20 protein-coding genes and 1 pseudogene are annotated in these 19,302 nt (G+C 60.1%); 9 read left to right on the top strand and 12 right to left on the bottom strand.

The window, feature by feature from the left end; genetic code table 11:
• Positions 1-34 precede the first annotated feature (34 nt).
• Entirely contained in the window at positions 35-1,036 is a 1,002-nt protein-coding gene (locus FHW92_RS11425) for a M48 family metallopeptidase (RefSeq protein WP_168603362.1), read from the top strand.
• Between the two features lie 54 nt (positions 1,037-1,090).
• Here the strand turns inward: FHW92_RS11425 and FHW92_RS11420 are convergent, their stop codons facing one another.
• Positions 1,091-1,369: a hypothetical protein gene (locus tag FHW92_RS11420; RefSeq protein ID WP_168603361.1), complete on the bottom strand. Its 279-nt coding sequence runs from the start codon at positions 1,367-1,369 to the stop codon at positions 1,091-1,093.
• Positions 1,370-1,738: 369 nt separating this feature from the next.
• Between FHW92_RS11420 and FHW92_RS11415 the strand changes: the two are divergent.
• Positions 1,739-2,026: pseudogene (locus FHW92_RS11415) on the top strand (integrase core domain-containing protein); the annotation flags it as partial.
• Positions 2,027-2,400: 374 nt separating this feature from the next.
• Here the strand turns inward: FHW92_RS11415 and FHW92_RS11410 are convergent.
• Positions 2,401-2,928 carry a glycosyltransferase gene (locus FHW92_RS11410; RefSeq protein WP_210428450.1) on the bottom strand — a complete coding sequence of 176 codons (528 nt, stop codon included), beginning with the start codon at positions 2,926-2,928 and terminating at the stop codon, positions 2,401-2,403.
• Positions 2,925-3,446: a UDP-N-acetylglucosamine--LPS N-acetylglucosamine transferase gene (locus FHW92_RS11405; protein WP_172249184.1), complete on the bottom strand. Its 522-nt coding sequence runs from the start codon at positions 3,444-3,446 to the stop codon at positions 2,925-2,927. The genes FHW92_RS11410 and FHW92_RS11405 overlap by 4 nt, the downstream gene beginning before the upstream one ends.
• A 198-nt stretch (positions 3,447-3,644) precedes the next feature.
• On the opposite strand from FHW92_RS11405, the gene FHW92_RS11400 reads away from it, so the two are divergent.
• Positions 3,645-4,403, top strand: coding sequence for a metallophosphoesterase family protein (locus FHW92_RS11400; RefSeq protein WP_168603359.1), 759 nt, complete (start codon positions 3,645-3,647; stop codon positions 4,401-4,403).
• Positions 4,404-4,415: 12 nt separating this feature from the next.
• Here the strand turns inward: FHW92_RS11400 and FHW92_RS11395 are convergent, their stop codons facing one another.
• The 7 genes from FHW92_RS11395 to FHW92_RS11365 all read right to left on the bottom strand — a co-directional run bounded on the left by FHW92_RS11395 (position 4,416) and on the right by FHW92_RS11365 (position 12,728).
• Positions 4,416-5,918, bottom strand: a complete 1,503-nt coding sequence (locus FHW92_RS11395) for a hypothetical protein (protein WP_168603358.1) — start codon at positions 5,916-5,918, stop codon at positions 4,416-4,418.
• A gap of 162 nt (positions 5,919-6,080) precedes the next feature.
• Positions 6,081-6,344: a hypothetical protein gene (locus FHW92_RS11390; protein ID WP_168603357.1), complete on the bottom strand. Its 264-nt coding sequence runs from the start codon at positions 6,342-6,344 to the stop codon at positions 6,081-6,083.
• A gap of 148 nt (positions 6,345-6,492) precedes the next feature.
• The gene (locus tag FHW92_RS11385; RefSeq protein WP_246870068.1) at positions 6,493-7,824 is read right to left on the bottom strand and encodes an exopolysaccharide biosynthesis polyprenyl glycosylphosphotransferase; all 1,332 of its coding nucleotides are present in this window, start codon (positions 7,822-7,824) and stop codon (positions 6,493-6,495) included.
• A gap of 268 nt (positions 7,825-8,092) precedes the next feature.
• Positions 8,093-9,124 carry a DNA polymerase III subunit delta gene (gene holA / locus FHW92_RS11380; RefSeq protein ID WP_168603355.1) on the bottom strand — a complete coding sequence of 344 codons (1,032 nt, stop codon included), beginning with the start codon at positions 9,122-9,124 and terminating at the stop codon, positions 8,093-8,095.
• Positions 9,121-9,621, bottom strand: coding sequence for an LPS assembly lipoprotein LptE (lptE, locus tag FHW92_RS11375; protein WP_168603354.1), 501 nt, complete (start codon positions 9,619-9,621; stop codon positions 9,121-9,123). Before lptE ends, holA begins: the two co-directional genes overlap by 4 nt.
• Position 9,622: 1 nt before the next feature.
• Positions 9,623-12,139, bottom strand: coding sequence for a leucine--tRNA ligase (gene leuS, locus FHW92_RS11370; RefSeq protein ID WP_168603353.1), 2,517 nt, complete (start codon positions 12,137-12,139; stop codon positions 9,623-9,625).
• An 82-nt stretch (positions 12,140-12,221) separates the two neighbouring features.
• The gene (locus tag FHW92_RS11365) at positions 12,222-12,728 is read right to left on the bottom strand and encodes a DUF3576 domain-containing protein (RefSeq protein WP_168603583.1); all 507 of its coding nucleotides are present in this window, start codon (positions 12,726-12,728) and stop codon (positions 12,222-12,224) included.
• A gap of 299 nt (positions 12,729-13,027) precedes the next feature.
• On the opposite strand from FHW92_RS11365, the gene FHW92_RS11360 reads away from it, so the two are divergent.
• From FHW92_RS11360 to FHW92_RS11340, 5 genes are all read left to right on the top strand, one after another.
• Entirely contained in the window at positions 13,028-13,804 is a 777-nt protein-coding gene (locus FHW92_RS11360; protein ID WP_246870067.1) for a hypothetical protein, read from the top strand.
• 265 nt (positions 13,805-14,069) lie between these two features.
• Positions 14,070-14,792 carry an acetoacetyl-CoA reductase gene (gene phbB / locus FHW92_RS11355; protein WP_168603351.1) on the top strand — a complete coding sequence of 241 codons (723 nt, stop codon included), beginning with the start codon at positions 14,070-14,072 and terminating at the stop codon, positions 14,790-14,792.
• 334 nt (positions 14,793-15,126) lie between these two features.
• Complete coding sequence (locus FHW92_RS11350; RefSeq protein ID WP_168603350.1) at positions 15,127-15,387, top strand: ribbon-helix-helix domain-containing protein; 261 nt, start codon at positions 15,127-15,129, stop codon at positions 15,385-15,387.
• Positions 15,388-15,475: 88 nt separating this feature from the next.
• Complete coding sequence (locus FHW92_RS11345) at positions 15,476-15,847, top strand: glycine zipper 2TM domain-containing protein (protein ID WP_246870066.1); 372 nt, start codon at positions 15,476-15,478, stop codon at positions 15,845-15,847.
• Between the two features lie 95 nt (positions 15,848-15,942).
• A complete protein-coding gene (locus FHW92_RS11340) occupies positions 15,943-16,233 on the top strand; it encodes a hypothetical protein (protein ID WP_168603349.1) in 291 nt (96 codons plus the stop codon).
• A 44-nt stretch (positions 16,234-16,277) separates the two neighbouring features.
• Here FHW92_RS11340 and murA read toward each other — a convergent pair whose 3' ends face one another.
• Complete coding sequence (gene murA / locus FHW92_RS11335) at positions 16,278-17,561, bottom strand: UDP-N-acetylglucosamine 1-carboxyvinyltransferase (protein WP_168603348.1); 1,284 nt, start codon at positions 17,559-17,561, stop codon at positions 16,278-16,280.
• Positions 17,562-17,729: 168 nt separating this feature from the next.
• Here murA and galU point away from each other — a divergent pair, with 168 nt between their 5' ends.
• Positions 17,730-18,626: a UTP--glucose-1-phosphate uridylyltransferase GalU gene (galU, locus tag FHW92_RS11330; RefSeq protein WP_168603347.1), complete on the top strand. Its 897-nt coding sequence runs from the start codon at positions 17,730-17,732 to the stop codon at positions 18,624-18,626.
• Between the two features lie 142 nt (positions 18,627-18,768).
• Here galU and FHW92_RS11325 read toward each other — a convergent pair whose 3' ends face one another.
• Positions 18,769-19,296, bottom strand: coding sequence for a hypothetical protein (locus FHW92_RS11325; RefSeq protein WP_168603346.1), 528 nt, complete (start codon positions 19,294-19,296; stop codon positions 18,769-18,771).
• Positions 19,297-19,302 lie beyond the last annotated feature (6 nt).

The following is a 19,302-nucleotide window of genomic DNA, read 5'->3' as shown; positions in this document are numbered from 1 at the left end:
TGCCTGCCCAAGAGCAAACGGTGATCATCGTCCGATGAAAGGGCTGCGTAACAAATTGGCGCGATCAAAGCGTAAAGAGCAGGATAATTTCAGCCGGCTATGGGCGGCTGTACGCCATAGCATTGCCGCTACTTTTTTAATCGTTATCGCTCCTGCCCAATCTCATGTCTTGGCCGACAGTCTATCCGCCGCGCCGCGCTATCAGCGCGCGTTGAACGTGGGATACCGGCTTCAGCGCGGCAATGCCGGGTTTTGTCCGGTGCTGGGTCAGCTGACCGGATGGATCACGCATGATATTGGCGCCTATGACAAAGATGTGCGCGCGCTGGTCGAAGCTCGGCAAAAGCTTGGCCTTGGCCTTGGCATTGCATGGGTGGCGCCGGGCGGTGCGGCCGACCGTGCCGGGCTAAAAGCAGGCGATGTTGTCGAAGCGGTCGGCACAACATCCCTTTCCAGCCTTTATGTCGATCTGGTGCGAGACAGGGCCAGCGCGACCAGAACCGACAGGCTGGAAAGCTGGATCCTGACAAAGATGGTTTCAGCGCCACAAATCCTGACCGTCCGGCGTGAGTCGGATCGGCTTAAGGTGGCTATGACGGCGGAACAAGGATGCACTGGCGCCGTGGTGGTCGATAGCAGCAGCAAGGGACTGGCCTGGAGCGATGAGCGCAATGTTGCCCTTACCGCGCGTCTGCTGTCCTTTTTGCACAGCGATGACGAGATCGCCTTTGTGATCGCCCATGAGATGGGCCACATCTGGCTACGCGAAGCACGAGTGCAGCGTGCGGCAGGTTATGGCGGCAGGTTGCTCTCAATCGATTCACGTAGAATCAGCGAGGAATCACGCGCGGATTTGGTGGCTTTGACAGCTATGCGTCAGGCCGGCTATGCACCCGAGGCCGCTATTGGCCTGCTGAGCAGAATTGCGCGGGATGATGCGTCGCATAAAGGCGGGCCGAAAGCGGCTTTGCAAAAGCGCGAGACCGTTATGAAAAGCACCATCACCGAGCAAACGGAAAACGGCGGAAGAACATAAAAAAGCCGCTGGAAATCCAACGGCTTTTTTATGCAATAAGCTGCGCAACCGTAATCAGCTGGGGCTGCTACTGCCCGAGCTTGCGGCCACCGCGATCAGGGCCCCCGTGGCCACAGCGCCGCCGATGGCGAGAGCCGTCATACCGCCAGAAAGGCCAAAAAGATTGCTACGTTTGGCAACACGACGCCCCACCGCCGCGGGCGCATCAGCCGCAGGCGTCGCAACAATGGGCTTCATGTTGATGGCCGCAGGACGCAGATCCTTCGCCTGAGCCGCAGAGGTCGCTGCGATTGCGGCGATCATAGCCACCGTGACACCCAGTTTCTTAAGCATGCGTGCAACTCCCGAAGCGATTCTGAACAAAAAGCAAGTGCTACGTATGTTCCTTTAGTGGTCTTACTACGATCTGTCAACTTTTGCACTGCAGCATAAGTCGCAGACCTGATAAGCAACTGAATTTACAATAAACTTTAACGCAGCTCCTGAGGTGTTCATAAAGCCCCCAACCTATCACCCTGCTAGAGTATCTGTGCACAAGTAACTGCTTATATGAGGGGTGGCCGTGTCAAGGGGTTCAATGCGGCATAACCTGTTCTCCGTATGATTATCTGGATAGCCTGGTCTGGGTCCTTCGCATGATCAGGCGCGGTGTCCGCGCCCGCCCCAACTTATATTCGGTCAGACCTTTTTCCAATTAGCTATGGCCCCGAATTCATCTCCCCGACGCTCGATCATTGGGCCTACATCAACCGGGTGACGCTGAACTTCAGTAGACCCGGCACGCCCGCGGCCAACGCCTTCGTAAAACCCTTCAACGGCCGCCTGCGCGACGAGTGCCTCAACACGCATTGGTTCTTGTCATTGGATAACGCCAGGAGCAAGATCGGGGCGTGGCGAAAGGACTTCAACGAGAGCCGCCCTCATACATTCTTGGGGTTCATGACGCCCGCGGAATTTGCTTCATCGGCCAGGATTAACCCCGGCCGATGAAGCGCCGGATCTTTCGTTCTGGCCGGTGGCAATTCCTTGACAGCGTCACAATCATGCACGCCGCGATCTGGCCAGTTTGAAATTGCTGCTTCAACTGCTCAACGTGGCCTACGCCGCCACAACTATCAACTGCATAGAAAGCGACAACTGTCGCGAACAGAAGCCGCTCTGTGGCGGGCCTTGTCCCAGTTGGGCACAGGTGGCCGGGATCAAGGCCGGTGTCGGCATCCTGCATTAGAAGGTCTATCCCACGCTGGCCAAATCGGACACGCGCCTTACCGCGATTTTGAGCTGACCACCGTGACCATCCAATGCGCCATGGTTATCTGAAACATGACCATAGCTTTGAAATAAGACGGTTGTGCAAAAGCCGGTTATCGATCCCTAATCGCCCGCCACAGCAACCGCCACAGCGGCATGGGACGCGCACTCGCCACGCATTCGCGAATGTGGTCAAGAAATTCCGGCGGTGCGTCGGCCGACAGGCGTGAGGCAGGCCCCATCAGATCCCGGCGGTTCATCAATTCGATCAAATGCTGCTCATCGCGCGCTGCATATATGCCGGGCAAATTTCCGAACTGTTCAACCGTGGAAATCTGATGACCATTGCGATGTTCGTTGCGCAAATGATCGCGCCCAAGAATAATGATGGGCTTGCCCAGTTCCAGCGCGTTAACAATAGAGCCGACCCCGGCGTGAGAAACCATGAGCGTGCAGCGCTCCTGCAATTCACGAAAATGTTCCGGATCAAAAAAATCGCATGCATCCATGGCCTTGGGCACATAACGCGAAGGACCGATCTGGGCGATGACCTCCACCTCTGGATGGGCCGCCGCCCATTGATCGACGCTTTTCACCAGCCGATCAAACGGCAACTGGGTGCCCACCGACAGCAGAATCACAGGACGCGGCCCAGATAATGGATATGGCGCCGCTCATCGGCCAGATGTTCCCATTGGGTTATCATAACATCCGCACAGCCATGCGCCAGCCTCCCGCTCAGCGAAAGTTCCTCACTGTTGGCGATGCTTTCAATCCAGATCGTCGTCGCGCCCAGCATTTTACCCAGAAAAAGAGCAATGGCCCCCGGAGCAGCCCCTGTCGAGATAACAACATCGGGCCGAAAGGCGCGCAGGCATCTGTTAAGCCCCATGACGGATTTGACGAGGGATCCGATCGTGTCGCGCGATCCGTCCGAAATCTGCACAACCGGCTTCTCGCCAAAAGGCGCGCGCAGGCCGGTTGACGTGCTGATAAACAGGCAATCATGATCGGAAACCGCCCGCGCAAAGCGAACCAGTTCAATCCAGTGACCGCCTCCTGATGCAATCAATGCCACTCGCCGTTTTTGCACAGGCAACTCTATAAGAGTCATCAACGGCCTTCCATCCAGTTCCCGACGAACCGGAACTTGCAGCAAAGCGCGCAGGACTGATATTCGTTCTGCTGTTGCATTGCCCTCACCTTCGGCCCGTTAATGCAGCCTAGTCGATAGGCGCTCGGTGTTGCAAATGGATTTGTCGCAGCGCGGTATTCTGTCTATATCGGTTTGGCAATCATCCTTGTTAAGACCGGCCTGCGTACAAGGCCCCTTTCTGGCTAAAGAGACATTTACCTGATGTTTTTCGGCAAAAAAAAGCCGTCGCTTCCTGTCACTGATGCCGGTGACAGGATCTATGCGATCGGCGATATTCATGGCCGCTTTGATCTGCTCGAGCAGATCATGATCCGTATCGGCGAACACAGCGCCGGTCTGAAACCGGGCGCGTCGTTAAACATTATATTCCTGGGCGACCTGATTGACCGCGGCCCCGACAGTTTGAAAGTTCTGGAATATCTGTTTCAGCTTCAGCGCCGGGCCAAAGGCGTCGTCGTGCTGCAAGGCAACCACGAAGAGGTCTTTATCAAGGCGATTGACGGCGATCTTCAGGTTCTGCGCAACTGGCTCAGCTATGGCGGGGCGCAAATGCTGGAAAGCCTTGGCCTGCGCGTGCCTGGGCCGGGTGATGATCTGGAGCAATGCCTTGACGATCTGCGCCGGGCGGTGTCTCCGGCCCTTGTCTCCTGGGTCCGCCGCCTGCCGCTGAGCGCCCAGTCTGGCGACTATTTCTTTTGCCATGCCGGTATCCGCCCGGGCGTTCCGCTCAAGCGTCAGGTGCGTGATGATCTGCTTTGGATCCGCGACGATTTTCTTGAAACCGAAGCGAGTCTTGGCGCGGTGGTGGTCCATGGTCACACGATCCGCCCCGAAGTGGACATGCGCCATAATCGGATCGGGATTGATACGGGCGCCTATCTGCACGGCGTGTTGACAGCGCTTTATCTCGAAGGCGACAAACGCGAAGTGCTTCAGGTCGGCCGGACGCAGACGGCGTAATCCAAAGCCCCGTCATCCCGCAGGACGACAGGGCTTTAACCGATAGAGACGTTCCGAGGCTGTTACCTTGACCAAATCCGCCGAGACAAAATTCTCCCGTTTTCGACCCAGCCGATCCTGTTCAAGGACCAGCAGATAATCAAAATCGCATTCCCAATGGGCAAGATAGGGGTCAGCCAGATCCTGATTCTGATGAGACTGCAACTCATCAAGGGTCGGGATGGAGGAAGAGGGCGATGAGAGATGCTGAAACGCCGGAGCGATGCGCAGCGGCTGTTGCCCGCGGATGGAGAAAAGTGTCGGAATATAGGCATGGGCCAGCGGAACCAGAAGCGCAGGCAAATGGCGCCGCGTATAATGCGGCCCATGCACATAATTGCCCGGCTCGAACCATCGACGCGCCAGCCCTGGATTGCGGCCCACAATAACCTTGCTGTTATCAGCAAGGTTATTGGCAATCACCTGAAGGTCCTCATAATCCCCGGACCGCACATGCCAGACCCACCCGATCCATGCGCAATGGGCAAGAATCGTCAGGGCTAACACAGCTTTCACCACCGGTCTCTCCGCTCCACGCGGGCTTAACGCCAGAAAAAGCGTGAGAAAGGCCATGAAAGGCAAACGCCTGGTCAGCCATGCGCCATCACCGATCATATCGGGGATCAGCAAGGCGCCAAAACCAAGCCCCAATGCCACAAGCAGCAGACCGAAATGGGCCAACACCTGTCGCCTGAGCACCACATAAGCAAGGACAACCACCACGGGAACCTTCAGCAGGATTTCCAGAATTTCGTTATAGGCGAAAAACGGTGATCCGATTGACACCAGATGAGAGATAAAGTCACCATATGTGATCGAGCTTTTGCCGATCGGATTACTTTGGAAATGAAGCAGAAAATACATCAGTAGCGCCGCAGCCGGCAATAGATAGGCAATCGAGAATTGCCGAAGACAGGTAATATTCGCGCGCAAGGTGGGGCGCCATTTCGGACCATAGAGCAGCGCGAAATCCAGACCGGCATACAGGATGATGCCGAAAGGGTGGAAAAGGTAGGTGATCAGAATGGCCACTGCCCGATAGACCATCGGGATGAGGCCGCCTTTGTCCCGCAAAAGCGCGTAATAAGCAAAGAACAGCCAGATCGCGACCGCCATGGATATGTGATAATTGATGAAGCCCGACGCCATAGACTGCCCCCAGACGGCCGTCAGGACAAGGCAATTGAAAATGGAAATGCGGCCATGCAGCTTTCCCGCGATGGCCATAATGCCCATCGCGGGCCCTACAATCATCACCGCCAACATGATGATCAGCAACATTTGCAGCGAACCGACATACAGGAAACGGCTGCTCAACACATCGACCATATAGTTGGAAGAGGTGTTGCTCCAGTCCACGATATAGGCTTGGGCCTGCACGCCCGTCAGTTGGCTTTGCGCCTCAAGCCAGATGCGGGCAAGATGATTGGGCGCATCCATGATCGGCGCAAAGGGCCACAGCAGCACCGGCACCATGGCAGCGCACAAGAGCACAGACGGGTGAGAGATTACCCTTATGAAGGCGGTCGGAAAGGGTCCAGCCACTCCATCGTCCCCATCATACCGCATCCCATTACCCTTTAATGATCTGCCGGCTGGACCTGAGCAGCGCGGCCGTCTTTTTTCGGAACCGATGTTTCAGATCCCGATGCTCGCGCCAAGCACCGTGCCGATGACACCCAGAATGGTCAGCATCCTACTCTTCTTGCGGACTGCAGCCGGTGTCGGAGTCGCAACCACATCCCGACCAGCCGCCTTGCTTTCGATGGCAGTGCTCTTCTGGGTGGCCGCCGTATTGGCCGCCAGATCCTGGTTCATTTCAACCACCGACTCAGGAGCAGGCATGGCACCAGCGGCGGCGACCGGAGTGGCGGCGAGAAGCAGCAGACTGTAGGTAAGCATAGTAAATCTCCTTGACCGCTTCAAGGAATACCCTGCGGCAGAGGAGGAGGCACATATGTAATTGCACCTATTTCATTTTGGTGCCTGAAATTGGGACATGCATGCAAAGAGTGTTACCAAGTAACCGCTCCGTCCAGCCGATCAGGCGTCAAAAAGCGCGGTCATGAACCACCACCCGGATCGTCATCAGCATGATCCAGATGTCACGCCAAAGCGACCATCCATGCAAATATTCCAAATCCGCGTAGAGGCGGTCGGTCAAATCCTCCTCGCGGTCCGTCGCCCCGCGATAGCCGCGGATCTGCGCCAGCCCCGTCAGACCTGGCTTGAGCGCATGACGCTCCCAATACCGCGGGTCGACTTCCCAGAACAGCTTGCCCCCGGCCATCGAGCCGGTTGCGTGCGGACGCGGGCCGACAAGGCTCATGTCGCCGCGCAGAACATTGATAAGCTGGGGCAGTTCGTCGATACTGGTCGAACGGATGATCTTACCGACGCGGGTGATCCGCTTGTCGTCCTTGGCCGCCGACTGAGTGCCGTTTCTGCCGACCTTGTTCACGCTCATGCTGCGGAACTTGAAGATCGGGAAGAAGCGGTTGCCGCGACCCACGCGACGCTGGACAAAGAACACCGGTCCGCCATCCTCCAGCTTGACCGCCAGCGCCACCAGCAACAGGATCGGCGAAAGCAGCAGCAGGGCCGAACCGGCCACAACCGCATCAAGCATTCGCTTCTGCAACCTGTCGCGCAGTCCCATCGGCCCCACCGACACCAGCAAAAGCCCATGCCCGTTGGCAATCCGCGCCCCTTGCGCAGAAAGTTCGAGCACAGTGTCATCGACCACCTCGCCCGCGACATTCGCGCCCTTGAGAATGATCGACCAATTGGCACGCCGTTCGGGCACCGAACTGATGACCACGCGATCCGCATTGCGGATGATCATCCCAATCCGGTCCAGAGCATGGGGATCATCCAGCACCGGGGCCAGAGCGAAACTTTGCGCCGAAACGTGGAAAGCGCCGTGCAGCGTGATATCGGGGCCGCCATCGTCGATAACCAACTCGTTGATCACCGCCGCGCCGCAGCGCCACCGCACAAAGCGGCGCATACCCACCCGATTGACCAGCACGAACAGCGCCGACAACACGACACCAATAGTAAACAGCATGCGCGAGTAATTGTCGGTCGAACGCGCGTAAAAGGTGATGAATGTGACCACCGCCACCGACAGGCCCAACGCCAACAGCGAACGGACGACACTGTGGCTGGTGCTGCGCAGGGACTGGATCGAATAGGAATCGTTATACAGCGCAATCGTCAGATAGACCGGCAGGACCAGTTGCGAGAGCATCAGCGTCCCGCCGGCGAAAGTCTCGGCGCGCAAATAGCCGGCAAGGGCAAATCCGGCGAAAATCGCCAGCACATCGCCCAGAATAAATGCCAGATAGCATTGGAGACGACGCTGCTGCAACGAAGGCATCAGCGGCATGCGCAATGCTTTGGCTCTAGCCTTGGCCCGTTTACGCAACGAACCGGACACACGTGCTACTGGCGCGTTCATGCTTGCTCCACCCTGCTAACTTTGCCGCATCAACGTCGGTTCGTGCCAGGCGGGAGGCCTTAACACTTCCGATCTTGTCACCCTAGTAAAACCACTAACATACCGCTGCATTGCAGCAAACCTAAAATTTCGTTGAACCTTTTTCAGAACTTCTGATGTTTCCCGAAAAGGTTAAACAAAACAGCGGCTAGGAGCGTGATTTGGCATAGCGGGCAATTTCCGCAAGTTCCTGAGCAAGAAGCAATTCTGCCGTATGGTTATTGGCCATCAGACTGCGGTGGAGCGCCATCAGGCGCTGGGCGAGTCGGGCCAGACCGCGCCCACGCCAGACCCGCAACTGGCGGCTAAGGTCTGGAACATCCTTGAAAAAAACCCGTCGCGACGCCTTCTCGCCCTCCATGAAGGCGGAAATATCCGGGTTGGTTCCGAGTCGCCCGGATAATTGTGTCAATTGGGCAACACGTCGTTCAAAAGCGAGCAGCAGGCCAACCGGATTAAGCTCCAGTTCAGCCATCCGGCGCAACTCGCTTTTCAGCCTGCCACTGTCCCCATTCAGGACTGTATTTACCAATGTGGTAAAGCCATCCTCTTCGGTTTTGGCTCCCACCGCCTCAAAGGCCTCCAGCGTGGCCGGGCGCGGCCGCTCGGGCGTGGCATCCAGATAGAGCGCCAATTTGGTAACTTCGGACGCTGCCAGACGGGTATCGAGCCCGACCGCAGCCGCAATACGCTGGGCCAATTCGCGGTCCATCGGCGCCCCGGCCGCATCGGCCATCTGGCGCACCGAAGCCGTTACCGATGCCAGATCCGGCGGATAGAACATCGCCACCAGCGCATCCTCGCGCTTTTCCAGCAACTTGGCGGTACGCGCCTTGTCGCTGGCATTGGCGGCCTGGATGATCACCGGACAGGGCGCGACATCGCCCCCGATCAGATTTTCGACCGCGTCATAGACTTCGTCGCCCGAGCAGCGGACCCAGATATGGCGCGTATCGCCAAACAGCGAAGTCGAACGCGCCTCATCGCCAAGCCGCACAGGATCGCGCTTCAACTCTGCGCCGGTCAGTTCCACCCGCTCGCCCGCATCGGGCAGCAAGGAAGCGATGCGAAAGGCGGCATCCTGAACACTGGCGTCATCCGTGCCGCACAGGAAGAACACGCGCATGGTTTGCGCGGCTCTGGGCGCTAGATTGGCAAAGTCGCGCTGGGTGGCTTTCATTGCCTCGCGCGCAGCTTCACGGCCAGATTGGTTACGATTCGCCCCGCAACCACACGCGTGAGGTTCTCCAACGCGGTCTGCTCGGCCGCCACCGTGGCATATTCGGACGAGACCACATCAAGGCCTGCATCCGACCCGGCCGTGGCATCCAACAGGATCGCGCCGCTGGCCGCATCGATCAACTGATAGCGCGCGCGCAGGATACGCCGCTCTCGCCCCACTGTGTTGTTCGACAGCAGGCCCAGACCGAGCAGTTGATCGTCCAGCCGAACTTCCAGCCGATAGCGCGGCGTGGTTCCCTCGGGCGCGGTGCCGAGTTGATCGACCAGCGCATTATGCATCAGCCATCCGGCCTTGCCCTGAATGGGCGAGACCGAGATCGACCCCAGCCCCTGCGCCACGCCGGCCTGCGCCCCGCCCGCATAAAGCGGCTGCAAAGCGCAGCCCTGCAAGGCGGGCAGCATGGCCAGAAGGCATAGAGGCAGGAATCGACGCATATCAGACCACCAGATTGACGAGGCGATCGGGCACCACGATCACTTTCTTGATCGCAGCCCCTTCGAGCGCACGCTGCACCTTTTCGGACGCCAAAGCCAGCGCTTCCAGTTCTTCCTTGGCCGTGCCCTTGGCCACGGTCAGCGTGTCGCGCAGCTTGCCCTTGACCTGAACCGCGATGGTCACCTCATCATCGACCAACAGCGCCGGATCGACCGCAGGCCATGCGGCATCGGCAATCAGGCCCTCGGAAATCGAAGCCCAAGCCTCTTCGGCCAGATGCGGCATCATCGGCGCGATCAGCAGCAGGACCGACTTGATCGCGGCGCTGCGGCTGGCGCTGGGCGCAGCCTTTTCGACCACGCCCGTCAGTTCATAAATGCGCGCCACCGCCTTGTTGAAGCTCAGAGCCTCGATATCGGCGGCAATGGCATGGACGGTCTGGTGGGCCTTGCGGTCCACCGCCTTGTCCTCGCCGGTGGCCGCGGCGTCATATTGGCCGAACAGGCGCCACAAGCGCTGCACAAACCGCGCGCAGCCCTCGATCCCCGCCTCGCTCCAGGGCAGATCGCGCTCGGGCGGGCTGTCGGACAGCATGAACCAGCGGATCGCATCGGCGCCATAGGTGGCGACGATCTCGTCGGGGTCCACCACGTTCTTCTTGGACTTCGACATCTTGATGACGCGGCCAATCTCAACCGGAGCGCCATCGGCCTTCAAAGTCGCGCCTTCGCCCGTGCGGGTGATATCGCTGGGCGCATACCAGATCGGCTGACCGTTGGCGGGGTCGATGCGGCTGTAGGTTTCATGCGTCACCATGCCCTGCGTGAACAGGCTCGCGAAAGGCTCCTTAACATCGATCTTGCCGATGCGGGCCAGAGCGCGGGTCCAGAAGCGGGCATAGAGCAGGTGGAGGATCGCATGTTCGATCCCGCCGATATATTGCCCCACCGGCAGCCAGCGCGCGATTTCGGCCGGGTCAAACGGCGCATCGTCAGGCTGGCTGGCAAAGCGCAGGAAGTACCACGAGCTGTCCACGAAAGTATCGAGCGTGTCGGTTTCACGCCGCGCCGCGTGGCCGCATTGCGGGCAATCGACATGCTTCCACGTGGGATGGCGGTCCAGCGGATTGCCGGGCACGTCAAAGGTCACATCCTCGGGCAGGGTCACGGGCAGGTGCTTCTTGGGCACCGGCACCACGCCGCAAACCTCGCAATGGATGAAGGGAATCGGCGTGCCCCAATAGCGCTGGCGCGAAACGCCCCAGTCGCGCAGGCGCCACACGGTCTTGCCCTCGCCCCAGCCTTCGGCTTCAGCCTTGGCGATGACGGCGGCCTTGGCGGCCTCGACTTCCATGCCGTTGAGGAAGCCGGAGTTCACCAGAGTGCCCGCGCCGGTATAGGCTTCATTGCCCTCGAAAACGGCTGCGGTGTTCTCGCCATCGGCCACCACGCGGGTGACGGGCAAGCCATATTTGCGGGCAAAATCAATGTCGCGCTGGTCATGCGCGGGGCAGCCGAAGACCGCGCCCGTGCCATAATCCATCAGCACGAAATTGGCGATATAGACCGGCAATTGCCATTCCGCATCCAGCGGATGGGCAACGCGCAGGCCGGTGTCAAACCCCAGCTTTTCCGCCGTTTCCAGCTCGGCCGCCGTCGTCCCGCCCTGCTTGCACAGGGCGATGAAGTCGGCCGCCGCCGCGTTGTCCGCCGCCAGCTTCTGGGCAATCGGGTGATCGGCGGCGATAGCGACAAAGCTGGCACCGAACAAAGTGTCGGGGCGGGTCGAATAGACCTCGACCTCAGCGTCGCCCTTGAAGGTGAATTGCAGGCCCTGCGACTTGCCGATCCAGTTTTCCTGCATCAGCTTGACCTTTTCCGGCCAATGCTCAAGCCCGTCCAAACCTTCGAGCAATTCGTCGGCAAAGTCGGTGATCTTCAAAAACCACTGGTTCAGCTTGCGCTTTTCCACCAGCGCGCCGCTGCGCCAGCCGCGCCCGTCGATCACCTGCTCATTGGCCAGCACGGTGTTATCGACCGGGTCCCAGTTGACCGTCGATTCCTTGCGATAGACCAGCCCGGCGGCGTACAGGTCGAGAAACAGCGACTGTTCCTGACCATAATATTCCGGTTCGCAGGTGGCGATCTCGCGGCTCCAGTCGAGCGCGAAGCCAAGGCGCTTCAACTGCGCCTTCATGTTGGCGATATTGTCGCGGGTCCAGCCGCCGGGGTGAACGCCCTTTTCCATCGCGGCATTTTCGGCGGGCATGCCGAACGCGTCCCAGCCCATCGGATGCAGCACTTCAAAGCCCTGCATCTTCTTGTAGCGGGCCAGCACGTCGCCCATCGTGTAATTGCGCACATGGCCGATATGGATGCGCCCGCTGGGATAGGGGAACATTTCCAGGACATAGGAACGCGGCTTGGCGCTCTTGTCATCGGCCCGGAAGCTCTGCTTCTCGTCCCACACGCGCTGCCATTTGCCATCGGCAACACTGGAATCGAAACGCTCACTCATTTGCTCATGCCCTTTATACCAGAAAGCCCCCCGACTTGCCGATACGGGGGCAAGGCGGGAGGCAAACGGTCAGAATTGATGTTTACTTGATCAGCGTGGCCTGACGCAGATCGCGCGCCTTGGTCAGAATAACGTCCTCGAGCCTCTGAACCGTGGCGGCGGCCACCGGCGCATCGGTCCAGAAACCGTCCTTCGACACCTGACGCGAGGCGCTCACGCGCAGCGCGTCGGTGCGCAGATCCTTGTCGAGGATCGCAATGGTCAGCTTCATCCGCTCGCCCGGATTCGACGGATTCGAATACCAGTCGGTCACAATCACGCCGCTGTTCGCATCGCTTTGCAGCAGGGGCATGAAGGACACCGAATCCAGCGCCGCACGCCACAGATAGGCGTTCACGCCGATCGTGGTCAGATTCGAGGGCGGCAGCATAACCGTGGTGCGGGTAACGCGGTGATGCTTGATATGGATCGGATTATGCACGCGCATATTGCCGATTTTGCACCCGCCCAGCGCCAGAAGGGCCAGAGCCACCGCGCCCCCACGCAGCATCGGACTGATAAACTTACGGGCAGGAGCCTTGCTGGCCATCATCGGTTCTGCACTTTCCGTCTCAAAAACCCAAAATGCTTGGGCCCCAAAAAACTGTTCTTCCACGCTCCGCCGACGCTGTCGCGCGCGCAAGGGTTGGCAAGTCTCTATAACCGCCAAAAAGCGCGCGACAAGGGGCGTTGGGCACGCTTCTTTCATGGCCAGCGATGGCGTGAACCTTGGCTGAACATTACGTTGGCCATAACAGCGCCGTGCAGCCAAGGTTCATCATGGCGCGCTTAGGATTTGAGGTGTATGGATATTGGCGCCGGAAAGACCCGGTTGTGATTCACGAAACGATGAGACAGGCAACGCTCTCTTTGGTCCCGCGCAGTTCGATGCCCGCCCTGGTCATGGCCGGGGCTGTGGGGCTGCTTGCGCTGCCCAGCGCGGTGCTGGCCTTTTCCACGCGGTTTGAAACCATCGCTGAAAGCGCCGATTCCCGCGCCGATCAGGACAGTTTCACGCCCAGTGGCCTCGATCCCAGAGTGGCCCGCGCCATGGCCGCGCGCGAGCAGGCCCAGTTCATGCAGGGCAAGGAAGCGCTGTTTCACTTCACCCCGGCGGGGCTCGCCACGCGGCCCGACCGGTCGGTGACGGTGGCGGTGCGGGTGGATGCCGAAACCGCGCGGGCCATCGTCGTGCGCGGCCCGGCGCAGCGGATCGCCGCCCCCGGCCCCAACACGCGCGTGGCGCCCAACGCCTACAATCTTGGCCTCTCGCGCGGGTATCAGAACTTTTCGACACTCACCTCGACCTATTCGCTGCCCGGCAACGATCACGCCAAGCACGATCTGCCCGACCTTTCCGCCTTCCCCCGCGTGGAGAGCGGCAGCGATTCGCGACTGGCGCCCCATATTCAGCTGGTCGATCGCGAAAGGGCGGGCCGCGCGCCGCGCACGCTCGAAAGCCTTGGCGAACAGAGCGTGGATGTGGGCGGGTCCTATCGCGTGACGCGCAATTTCGACGTGACGGCGGGCGTGCGCTATTCGCAGGACCGCGACCGGCTGAAACCCACCAATGACACCAAGTCGGACAGCCAGGCTGTCTTTGTCGGCACGCAATTCCGCTTCTGATCCGCCCCGCCCTATTTGACAGACAATTGGCGTAAAAATCGGCCCAATCGGCGGCGGATTGTAAGTGAACCATTCAATGCTGCAAATGCGTGATCCGAAGATTTACTTCGCAGATGCAGCATATCCCGCAATTTACCTCCACTCTTGCGCTAAACTGCGCAATTTTTGCGTGTCTCATCCTTCTATCTTACTTGCCTCTGTCGCATTGCGCCGATAGCACTTGGGCATCTGCTGTTTTCTGGCCGATTTCTTCTGGAGGGAATGCATGACGCGAGTGGCAATCGTTACAGGTGGTACGCGGGGCATTGGTGAGGCGATCAGCCTCGCGCTCAAGGATCTGGGGTATACGGTTGCAGCGAATTACGCGGGCAATGATGAAAAGGCCAAGGCCTTCACCGAAGCGACGGGCATTGCCGCCTATAAATGGGATGTGGGCGATCATGAGGCCACTCTGGCCGGGGTGGCGCAAGTCGAGGCCGATCTGGGCCCGGTCGACGTTGTGGTCAACAATGCGGGCATCACGCGCGACGGCGTGCTGCATCGCATGACTTTCGAAAACTGGAACGAGGTGATCCGCGTCAACCTTGGCGGCTGTTTCAACATGGCCAAGGCCACTTTCCCCGGCATGCGCGAGCGCGGATGGGGCCGCATCGTCAACATCGGCTCGATCAACGGTCAGGCGGGCCAGTATGGCCAGGTCAATTATGCCGCCGCCAAATCAGGCATCCACGGCTTCACCAAGGCGCTGGCCCAGGAAGGCGCCAAGTTCGGCGTGACCGTCAACGCCATCGCGCCCGGCTATATCGACACTGAAATGGTGGCCGCCGTCCCCGCGCCGGTGCTGGAAAAGATCGTCGCCAAGATCCCGGTGGGCCGCCTTGGCCATGCCGAGGAAATCGCGCGCGGCGTGGCTTTCCTGTGCAGCGAGGACGCGGGCTTTGTCACCGGCTCGACCATGAGCATCAACGGCGGGCAGCATATGTATTGATCGAATCGCGGTTTTCGTGATGCGAGGAAAGGGCGCGGGTCGAAAGGCTCGCGCTTTTTTGTGCTTTAAGACAAGTGAATCACGAGGGACTGGCCCCTCGTGGCTCCCCGATACTGTCTTTGTTGCGCCAGGGTTTAGACGTTGAGTGTCGGACTCGATGATTTATGAACCTGCGGCGCAAACAGAGATGACTCTACCGCGCCGCAGGCTTTTAAATTCTTGGCCGCCCCCCGCCAGCCAAGCGCCATCCATTAACGGGATTGCAAAGGGCCCCCGCCCTTTGCCCGCCGGAGGCATCTTTCCCTTCCTCTCCCCCGCCACTACACTCCCCCCCATGCCGCTACCTTATCACCCCCCTGTCAAACGCTCGGTCGAAATCGCCGGGCACAAGACCTCGATCAGCCTTGAACCCCTGTTCTGGGATATGCTGCGCGATGCGGCGACGCGTGAGGGCGTGTCGGTCAATGCGCTGGTGGCGCGAATCGATGCGGAAAGGATTGCCTGCGACACCCCTCCCGGACTGGCCGGGGCGGTGCGGATCTGGCTGGTCACTCAACCATTCGTCGCGGTTGATACACGCCCTGCCCTAGGCTAAAATACCTAGATTAACCATAGTCATCGCTGCGGGGCCCTTGGCATATCCGTACATCTGCGGTGACAGGTGAAATGGAGGGGGATTTTTCATGCGCAAGATTCACGCGATTTCGAGCCTCGCCCTGCTGGCCTGCGCACTGTGCAGCCAGCCTGCTCTGGCCGCGACGAAGAAGAAGGCGGTCAAGCACAAGCCGGTTGCAGCCGCCTCTCCCGCCCCGATGGCCGCGGCCAGCCCGGCGCCGGTGATGCAGAAAACCCGCGTCTGCGACACCACCAGTTCGACCACCGGAGCCGTGGCGGGCGCCGCGCTGGGCGCGGTTTTGGGCAACAAGGTGATCGACAAGGGCGTGTTGGGCACGGCGGGCGGCGCGGCCGCGGGCGCCTTTGCCGGACAGGCGATCGAACGCACGCTGACCGCCAAGCAGCGCTGCCACGATGTCGAAACTCCGGTTAAACCTTAAACCATCAGGAACGGTTCGTCGTAAAAACCGTTCATCTTGAGTTGAACTTGGTTGGCGCTTTATGGCGTCAGCCAAGTCAAAACAGGAGACGCCTTATGCCGAATTTCATCAAATTGATCGCCATGTCCTCGGCGCTGGCGGTGGTGGCAGCGCCCGTGATGGCCGAAGCCCGCCCTGCCAAGCGCGTGGTCAAGGTTTGCCGCAAGTCGAGCGGCACGGCGGGCCTGATCGCGGGCGGCGCAGGCGGCGCCTTGGTGGGCCATGCCGCGCTGGGCGGTCCGGTCGGGCTGGTGGCGGGTGCGGTGGGCGGCGCCTTTGCGGGCCGCGCGATCGACCGCACGATCACCGCGAAAAAGCGCTGCCGCTATGTCGAGGCGCGCCGATAACGCAGGGTTGACCCGGCGGTTCGAATAACCGCCGGGTCCCCAACTCAATCGCCGCCGACGCGCTCGATCTCGGCGCCCAGCAGAGCGAATTTCTCTTCCAGCCGCTCATAACCACGGTCAAGGTGGTAGAGGCGGTGGACCGTGGTCTGCCCCTCGGCGGCCAGCCCTGCAATCACCAGACTCATCGAAGCGCGCAGGTCGGTCGCCATCACTTCGGCCCCGGTCAGGCGCGGCACGCCATGGACGATTGCCACGCGGCCCTTGGTCTCGATCCGCGCGCCCATGCGGGTCAATTCCGGCACGTGCATATAGCGGTTTTCAAAGATCGTTTCGGTCAGCACGCTGGTGCCCTCGGCACGGGTCAGCATGGCCATCAACTGGGCCTGCATATCCGTGGCGAAACCGGGATAGGGCGCGGTTGAAACGGTAACGGGGCGGATCGGGCCATTGGCGGCCACGAAAATGCTGTCTTTGCGCGGTTCGATATGCACGCCCGCCTCGCGCAGCGCGGCCAGCGTTGCGTCCATTTCATCGGCGCGCGCGCCCAGCAATTCGACCTCGCCCCCGGTGATCGCGGCGGCGCAGGCATAGGAGCCAGCTTCGATACGGTCCGGCATAACCTGATAGGTTGCACCATGCAGGCGCTTTACACCGTGAATGGTAAGTTCCGAAGTGCCAATGCCCTCGATCTGGGCGCCCATCGCCACCAGTAGGTTGCAAAGATCGACGATTTCGGGTTCGCGCGCCGCATTGTGCAGGCGGCAGGTGCCATTGGCCATGCTGGCCGCCATCAGCGCGTTTTCCGTCGCGCCCACCGACACCACCGGGAAAGCATAGCGCCCGCCGGGCAGCCCGCCATCGGGCGCAATCGCGCGGACATAGCCCGAAGTCAGCTCGATCGTGGCCCCGAATGCCTCCAAAACCTTCAAATGCAGGTCGATCGGGCGATTGCCGATGGCGCAGCCGCCGGGCAGCGAGACGGTCGCCTCGCCCGCGCGGGCCAACAAGGGGCCAAGCACGAGAATCGAGGCGCGCATCTTGCGCACCAGCTCATAAGGCGCGGTCGTGCTGGTCAGGCGCGTGGCCTGAAGGGTCATAACCCGACCAAAATCCTCTGGCCTTGTCCCCGCGATGGACGTAGAAACGCCGAACTGGTTCAATAGATGCTGAAACCCGTCCACGTCGGCCAGACGCGGCAGATTGCGCAAGGTCAGGGGTTCCTCGGTCAGCAGCGCGCAAGGCAGCAGGGTGAGGGCCGAATTCTTGGCTCCCGACACCGGAATGGCTCCGGAAAGTCGCTTGCCACCGCGAATGATGATTTTGTCCATCGCCACCGTTTAGGAGGCATTTGTGCTGTCGGCAATGGGCCGATTGTGAAAGGCTGGGGGCGGACTGCGAAAGGCTGGGTCGAAAAAATTAACCAAGTTGTAGAACTTGTATTTTAGGTAAACCTACAGCTACTTCAGATAAGAAGTCGGGAACGAAAGCGAGAAATGATGATGCATTCGCGTGAAATCAAGCCCGTCCGCAAGGCGGTATTTCCAGTGGCAGGCCTTGGGACGCGCTTTTTGCCCGCGACCAAGGCGATCCCCAAGGAAATGCTGCCTATCGTTGATCGTCCTTTGATCCAATACGCCGTCGATGAAGCGCGCGAAGCGGGCATCGAACAGCTCATCTTTGTGACCGGCCGCGGCAAGACCGCCATCGTCGAACATTTCGACACGGCGTTCGAACTTGAAGCCACGATGGAAGGGCGCGGCAAGTCGCTCGACGTGCTCGAACCCACCCGCATCAAGCCGGGCAATCTGGTCACCGTGCGTCAGCAGGTGCCGATGGGCCTGGGCCATGCGATCTGGTGCGCGCGCGCCGTGATCGGCAATGAACCTTTTGCGATTTTCCTGCCCGACGAGCTGATGATCGGCAAGAAAGGCTGCATGAAGCAGATGGTCGAAGCCTATCACAAGACCGGCGGCAATCTGATCTCGGTGCTCGAAGTCCCGCGTGAGGAAGTGTCGTCCTATGGTGTGATCGCGCCGGGCAAGTCCGAGGGCGATCTGACCGAGGTGACCGGCCTTGTCGAAAAGCCCAAGGTGGAGGCGGCGCCCTCGAACCTGATCATTTCGGGCCGCTATATCCTTCAACCCGAAGTGATGACCGTGCTGGAAACGCAGGGCAAGGGCGCGGGAGGCGAAATCCAGCTGACCGACGCCATGGCGCAGATGATCGGTCACCAGCCGTTCCACGCCGTCACCTTTGAGGGCAAGCGCTATGACTGCGGCTCGAAGGTGGGCTTTGTCGAGGCCACGCTGGCTCTGGCGCTGCAGCGCGAGGACATGGGTGCCGAAGTGCGCGAAATGGCCCGCAGGCTGCTGGGCGAATACACCCCCGCCTGATCGGGCGGCGGGCAGGCAAGGGCGCGAAGGGCAATCCTCTTCGCGCCCTTTGTTTTGCCCGGCCCCATAAGCGCAGATACAAGAAAGGCGCGAAGGAATGCCCCTCGCGCCTTTCTTGATGCCGAAACTTTTTACGCCGCCCTCAGGCCGCTTCCTTATCCACCCATTCAGGATAAAAAGCCGGTTCGCGGGTGGACCAGCCCGGCGCGGTGGCCGCCGCTTCGCTGATCGATTGCAACAGTTTCTTGCGCCGTTCGGGCCGGATCTGGGGCAGCGCCGCCGCGGCGCAGAAAGCCGAAGGCAGCCAAGGGCGGATATCAGCCCCCAGCAGGCGCTCGTACAAAAAGCGATAGGCCGAAAATCCGGTGATCTTTTCCTGCGCCAGATCGAAGGCGGTCAGCCGCACCAGTTTGCCCAGAAAGCTTTCGAGCGCATCGAGGTTGGTTTCGCAGGGTTTTTCGCCGCGCAGGGCCTTCAATTCCTGATAGATCACATATTGGCTGCGGATGCTGGCACTTTCCGCCGCATCGCGCGCCCACAGCTTGAAAGCGTCCTGACGCCCTAGCCCCACATCGAGGCTGCGCTTGATGTAACGCTGTTCGCAAGGCGTGAAACCGGCAAATTCGCGCAGTTCGGCGATTGCGAGCGTGGCCGTTCCCGTATGTGCCATCTTCGT

The organism is Novosphingobium sp. SG707, assembly GCF_012275515.1.
GTDB lineage: Bacteria > Pseudomonadota > Alphaproteobacteria > Sphingomonadales > Sphingomonadaceae > Novosphingobium.
This window is presented reverse-complemented; position numbering and strand designations above follow the sequence as displayed.

Bases quoted from the DNA above. Each gene is read 5' to 3' on its own strand.
- FHW92_RS11360 (WP_246870067.1), top strand. From the start codon at position 13,028: ATGAGACAGGCAACGCTCTCTTTGGTCCCGCGCAGTTCGATGCCCGCC.
- murA (WP_168603348.1), bottom strand. From the start codon at position 17,561: ATGGACAAAATCATCATTCGCGGTGGCAAGCGACTTTCCGGAGCCATT.
- FHW92_RS11425 (WP_168603362.1), top strand. From the start codon at position 35: ATGAAAGGGCTGCGTAACAAATTGGCGCGATCAAAGCGTAAAGAGCAG.
- FHW92_RS11350 (WP_168603350.1), top strand. From the start codon at position 15,127: ATGCCGCTACCTTATCACCCCCCTGTCAAACGCTCGGTCGAAATCGCC.
- FHW92_RS11340 (WP_168603349.1), top strand. From the start codon at position 15,943: ATGCCGAATTTCATCAAATTGATCGCCATGTCCTCGGCGCTGGCGGTG.
- phbB (WP_168603351.1), top strand. From the start codon at position 14,070: ATGACGCGAGTGGCAATCGTTACAGGTGGTACGCGGGGCATTGGTGAG.
- FHW92_RS11345 (WP_246870066.1), top strand. From the start codon at position 15,476: ATGCGCAAGATTCACGCGATTTCGAGCCTCGCCCTGCTGGCCTGCGCA.
- galU (WP_168603347.1), top strand. From the start codon at position 17,730: ATGATGCATTCGCGTGAAATCAAGCCCGTCCGCAAGGCGGTATTTCCA.
- FHW92_RS11400 (WP_168603359.1), top strand. From the start codon at position 3,645: ATGTTTTTCGGCAAAAAAAAGCCGTCGCTTCCTGTCACTGATGCCGGT.
- FHW92_RS11395 (WP_168603358.1), bottom strand. From the start codon at position 5,918: ATGGTGCCGGTGCTGCTGTGGCCCTTTGCGCCGATCATGGATGCGCCC.
- FHW92_RS11390 (WP_168603357.1), bottom strand. From the start codon at position 6,344: ATGCTTACCTACAGTCTGCTGCTTCTCGCCGCCACTCCGGTCGCCGCC.
- FHW92_RS11385 (WP_246870068.1), bottom strand. From the start codon at position 7,824: ATGCCTTCGTTGCAGCAGCGTCGTCTCCAATGCTATCTGGCATTTATT.
- leuS (WP_168603353.1), bottom strand. From the start codon at position 12,139: ATGAGTGAGCGTTTCGATTCCAGTGTTGCCGATGGCAAATGGCAGCGC.
- FHW92_RS11365 (WP_168603583.1), bottom strand. From the start codon at position 12,728: ATGGCCAGCAAGGCTCCTGCCCGTAAGTTTATCAGTCCGATGCTGCGT.
- holA (WP_168603355.1), bottom strand. From the start codon at position 9,124: ATGAAAGCCACCCAGCGCGACTTTGCCAATCTAGCGCCCAGAGCCGCG.
- FHW92_RS11420 (WP_168603361.1), bottom strand. From the start codon at position 1,369: ATGCTTAAGAAACTGGGTGTCACGGTGGCTATGATCGCCGCAATCGCA.
- FHW92_RS11325 (WP_168603346.1), bottom strand. From the start codon at position 19,296: ATGGCACATACGGGAACGGCCACGCTCGCAATCGCCGAACTGCGCGAA.
- lptE (WP_168603354.1), bottom strand. From the start codon at position 9,621: ATGCGTCGATTCCTGCCTCTATGCCTTCTGGCCATGCTGCCCGCCTTG.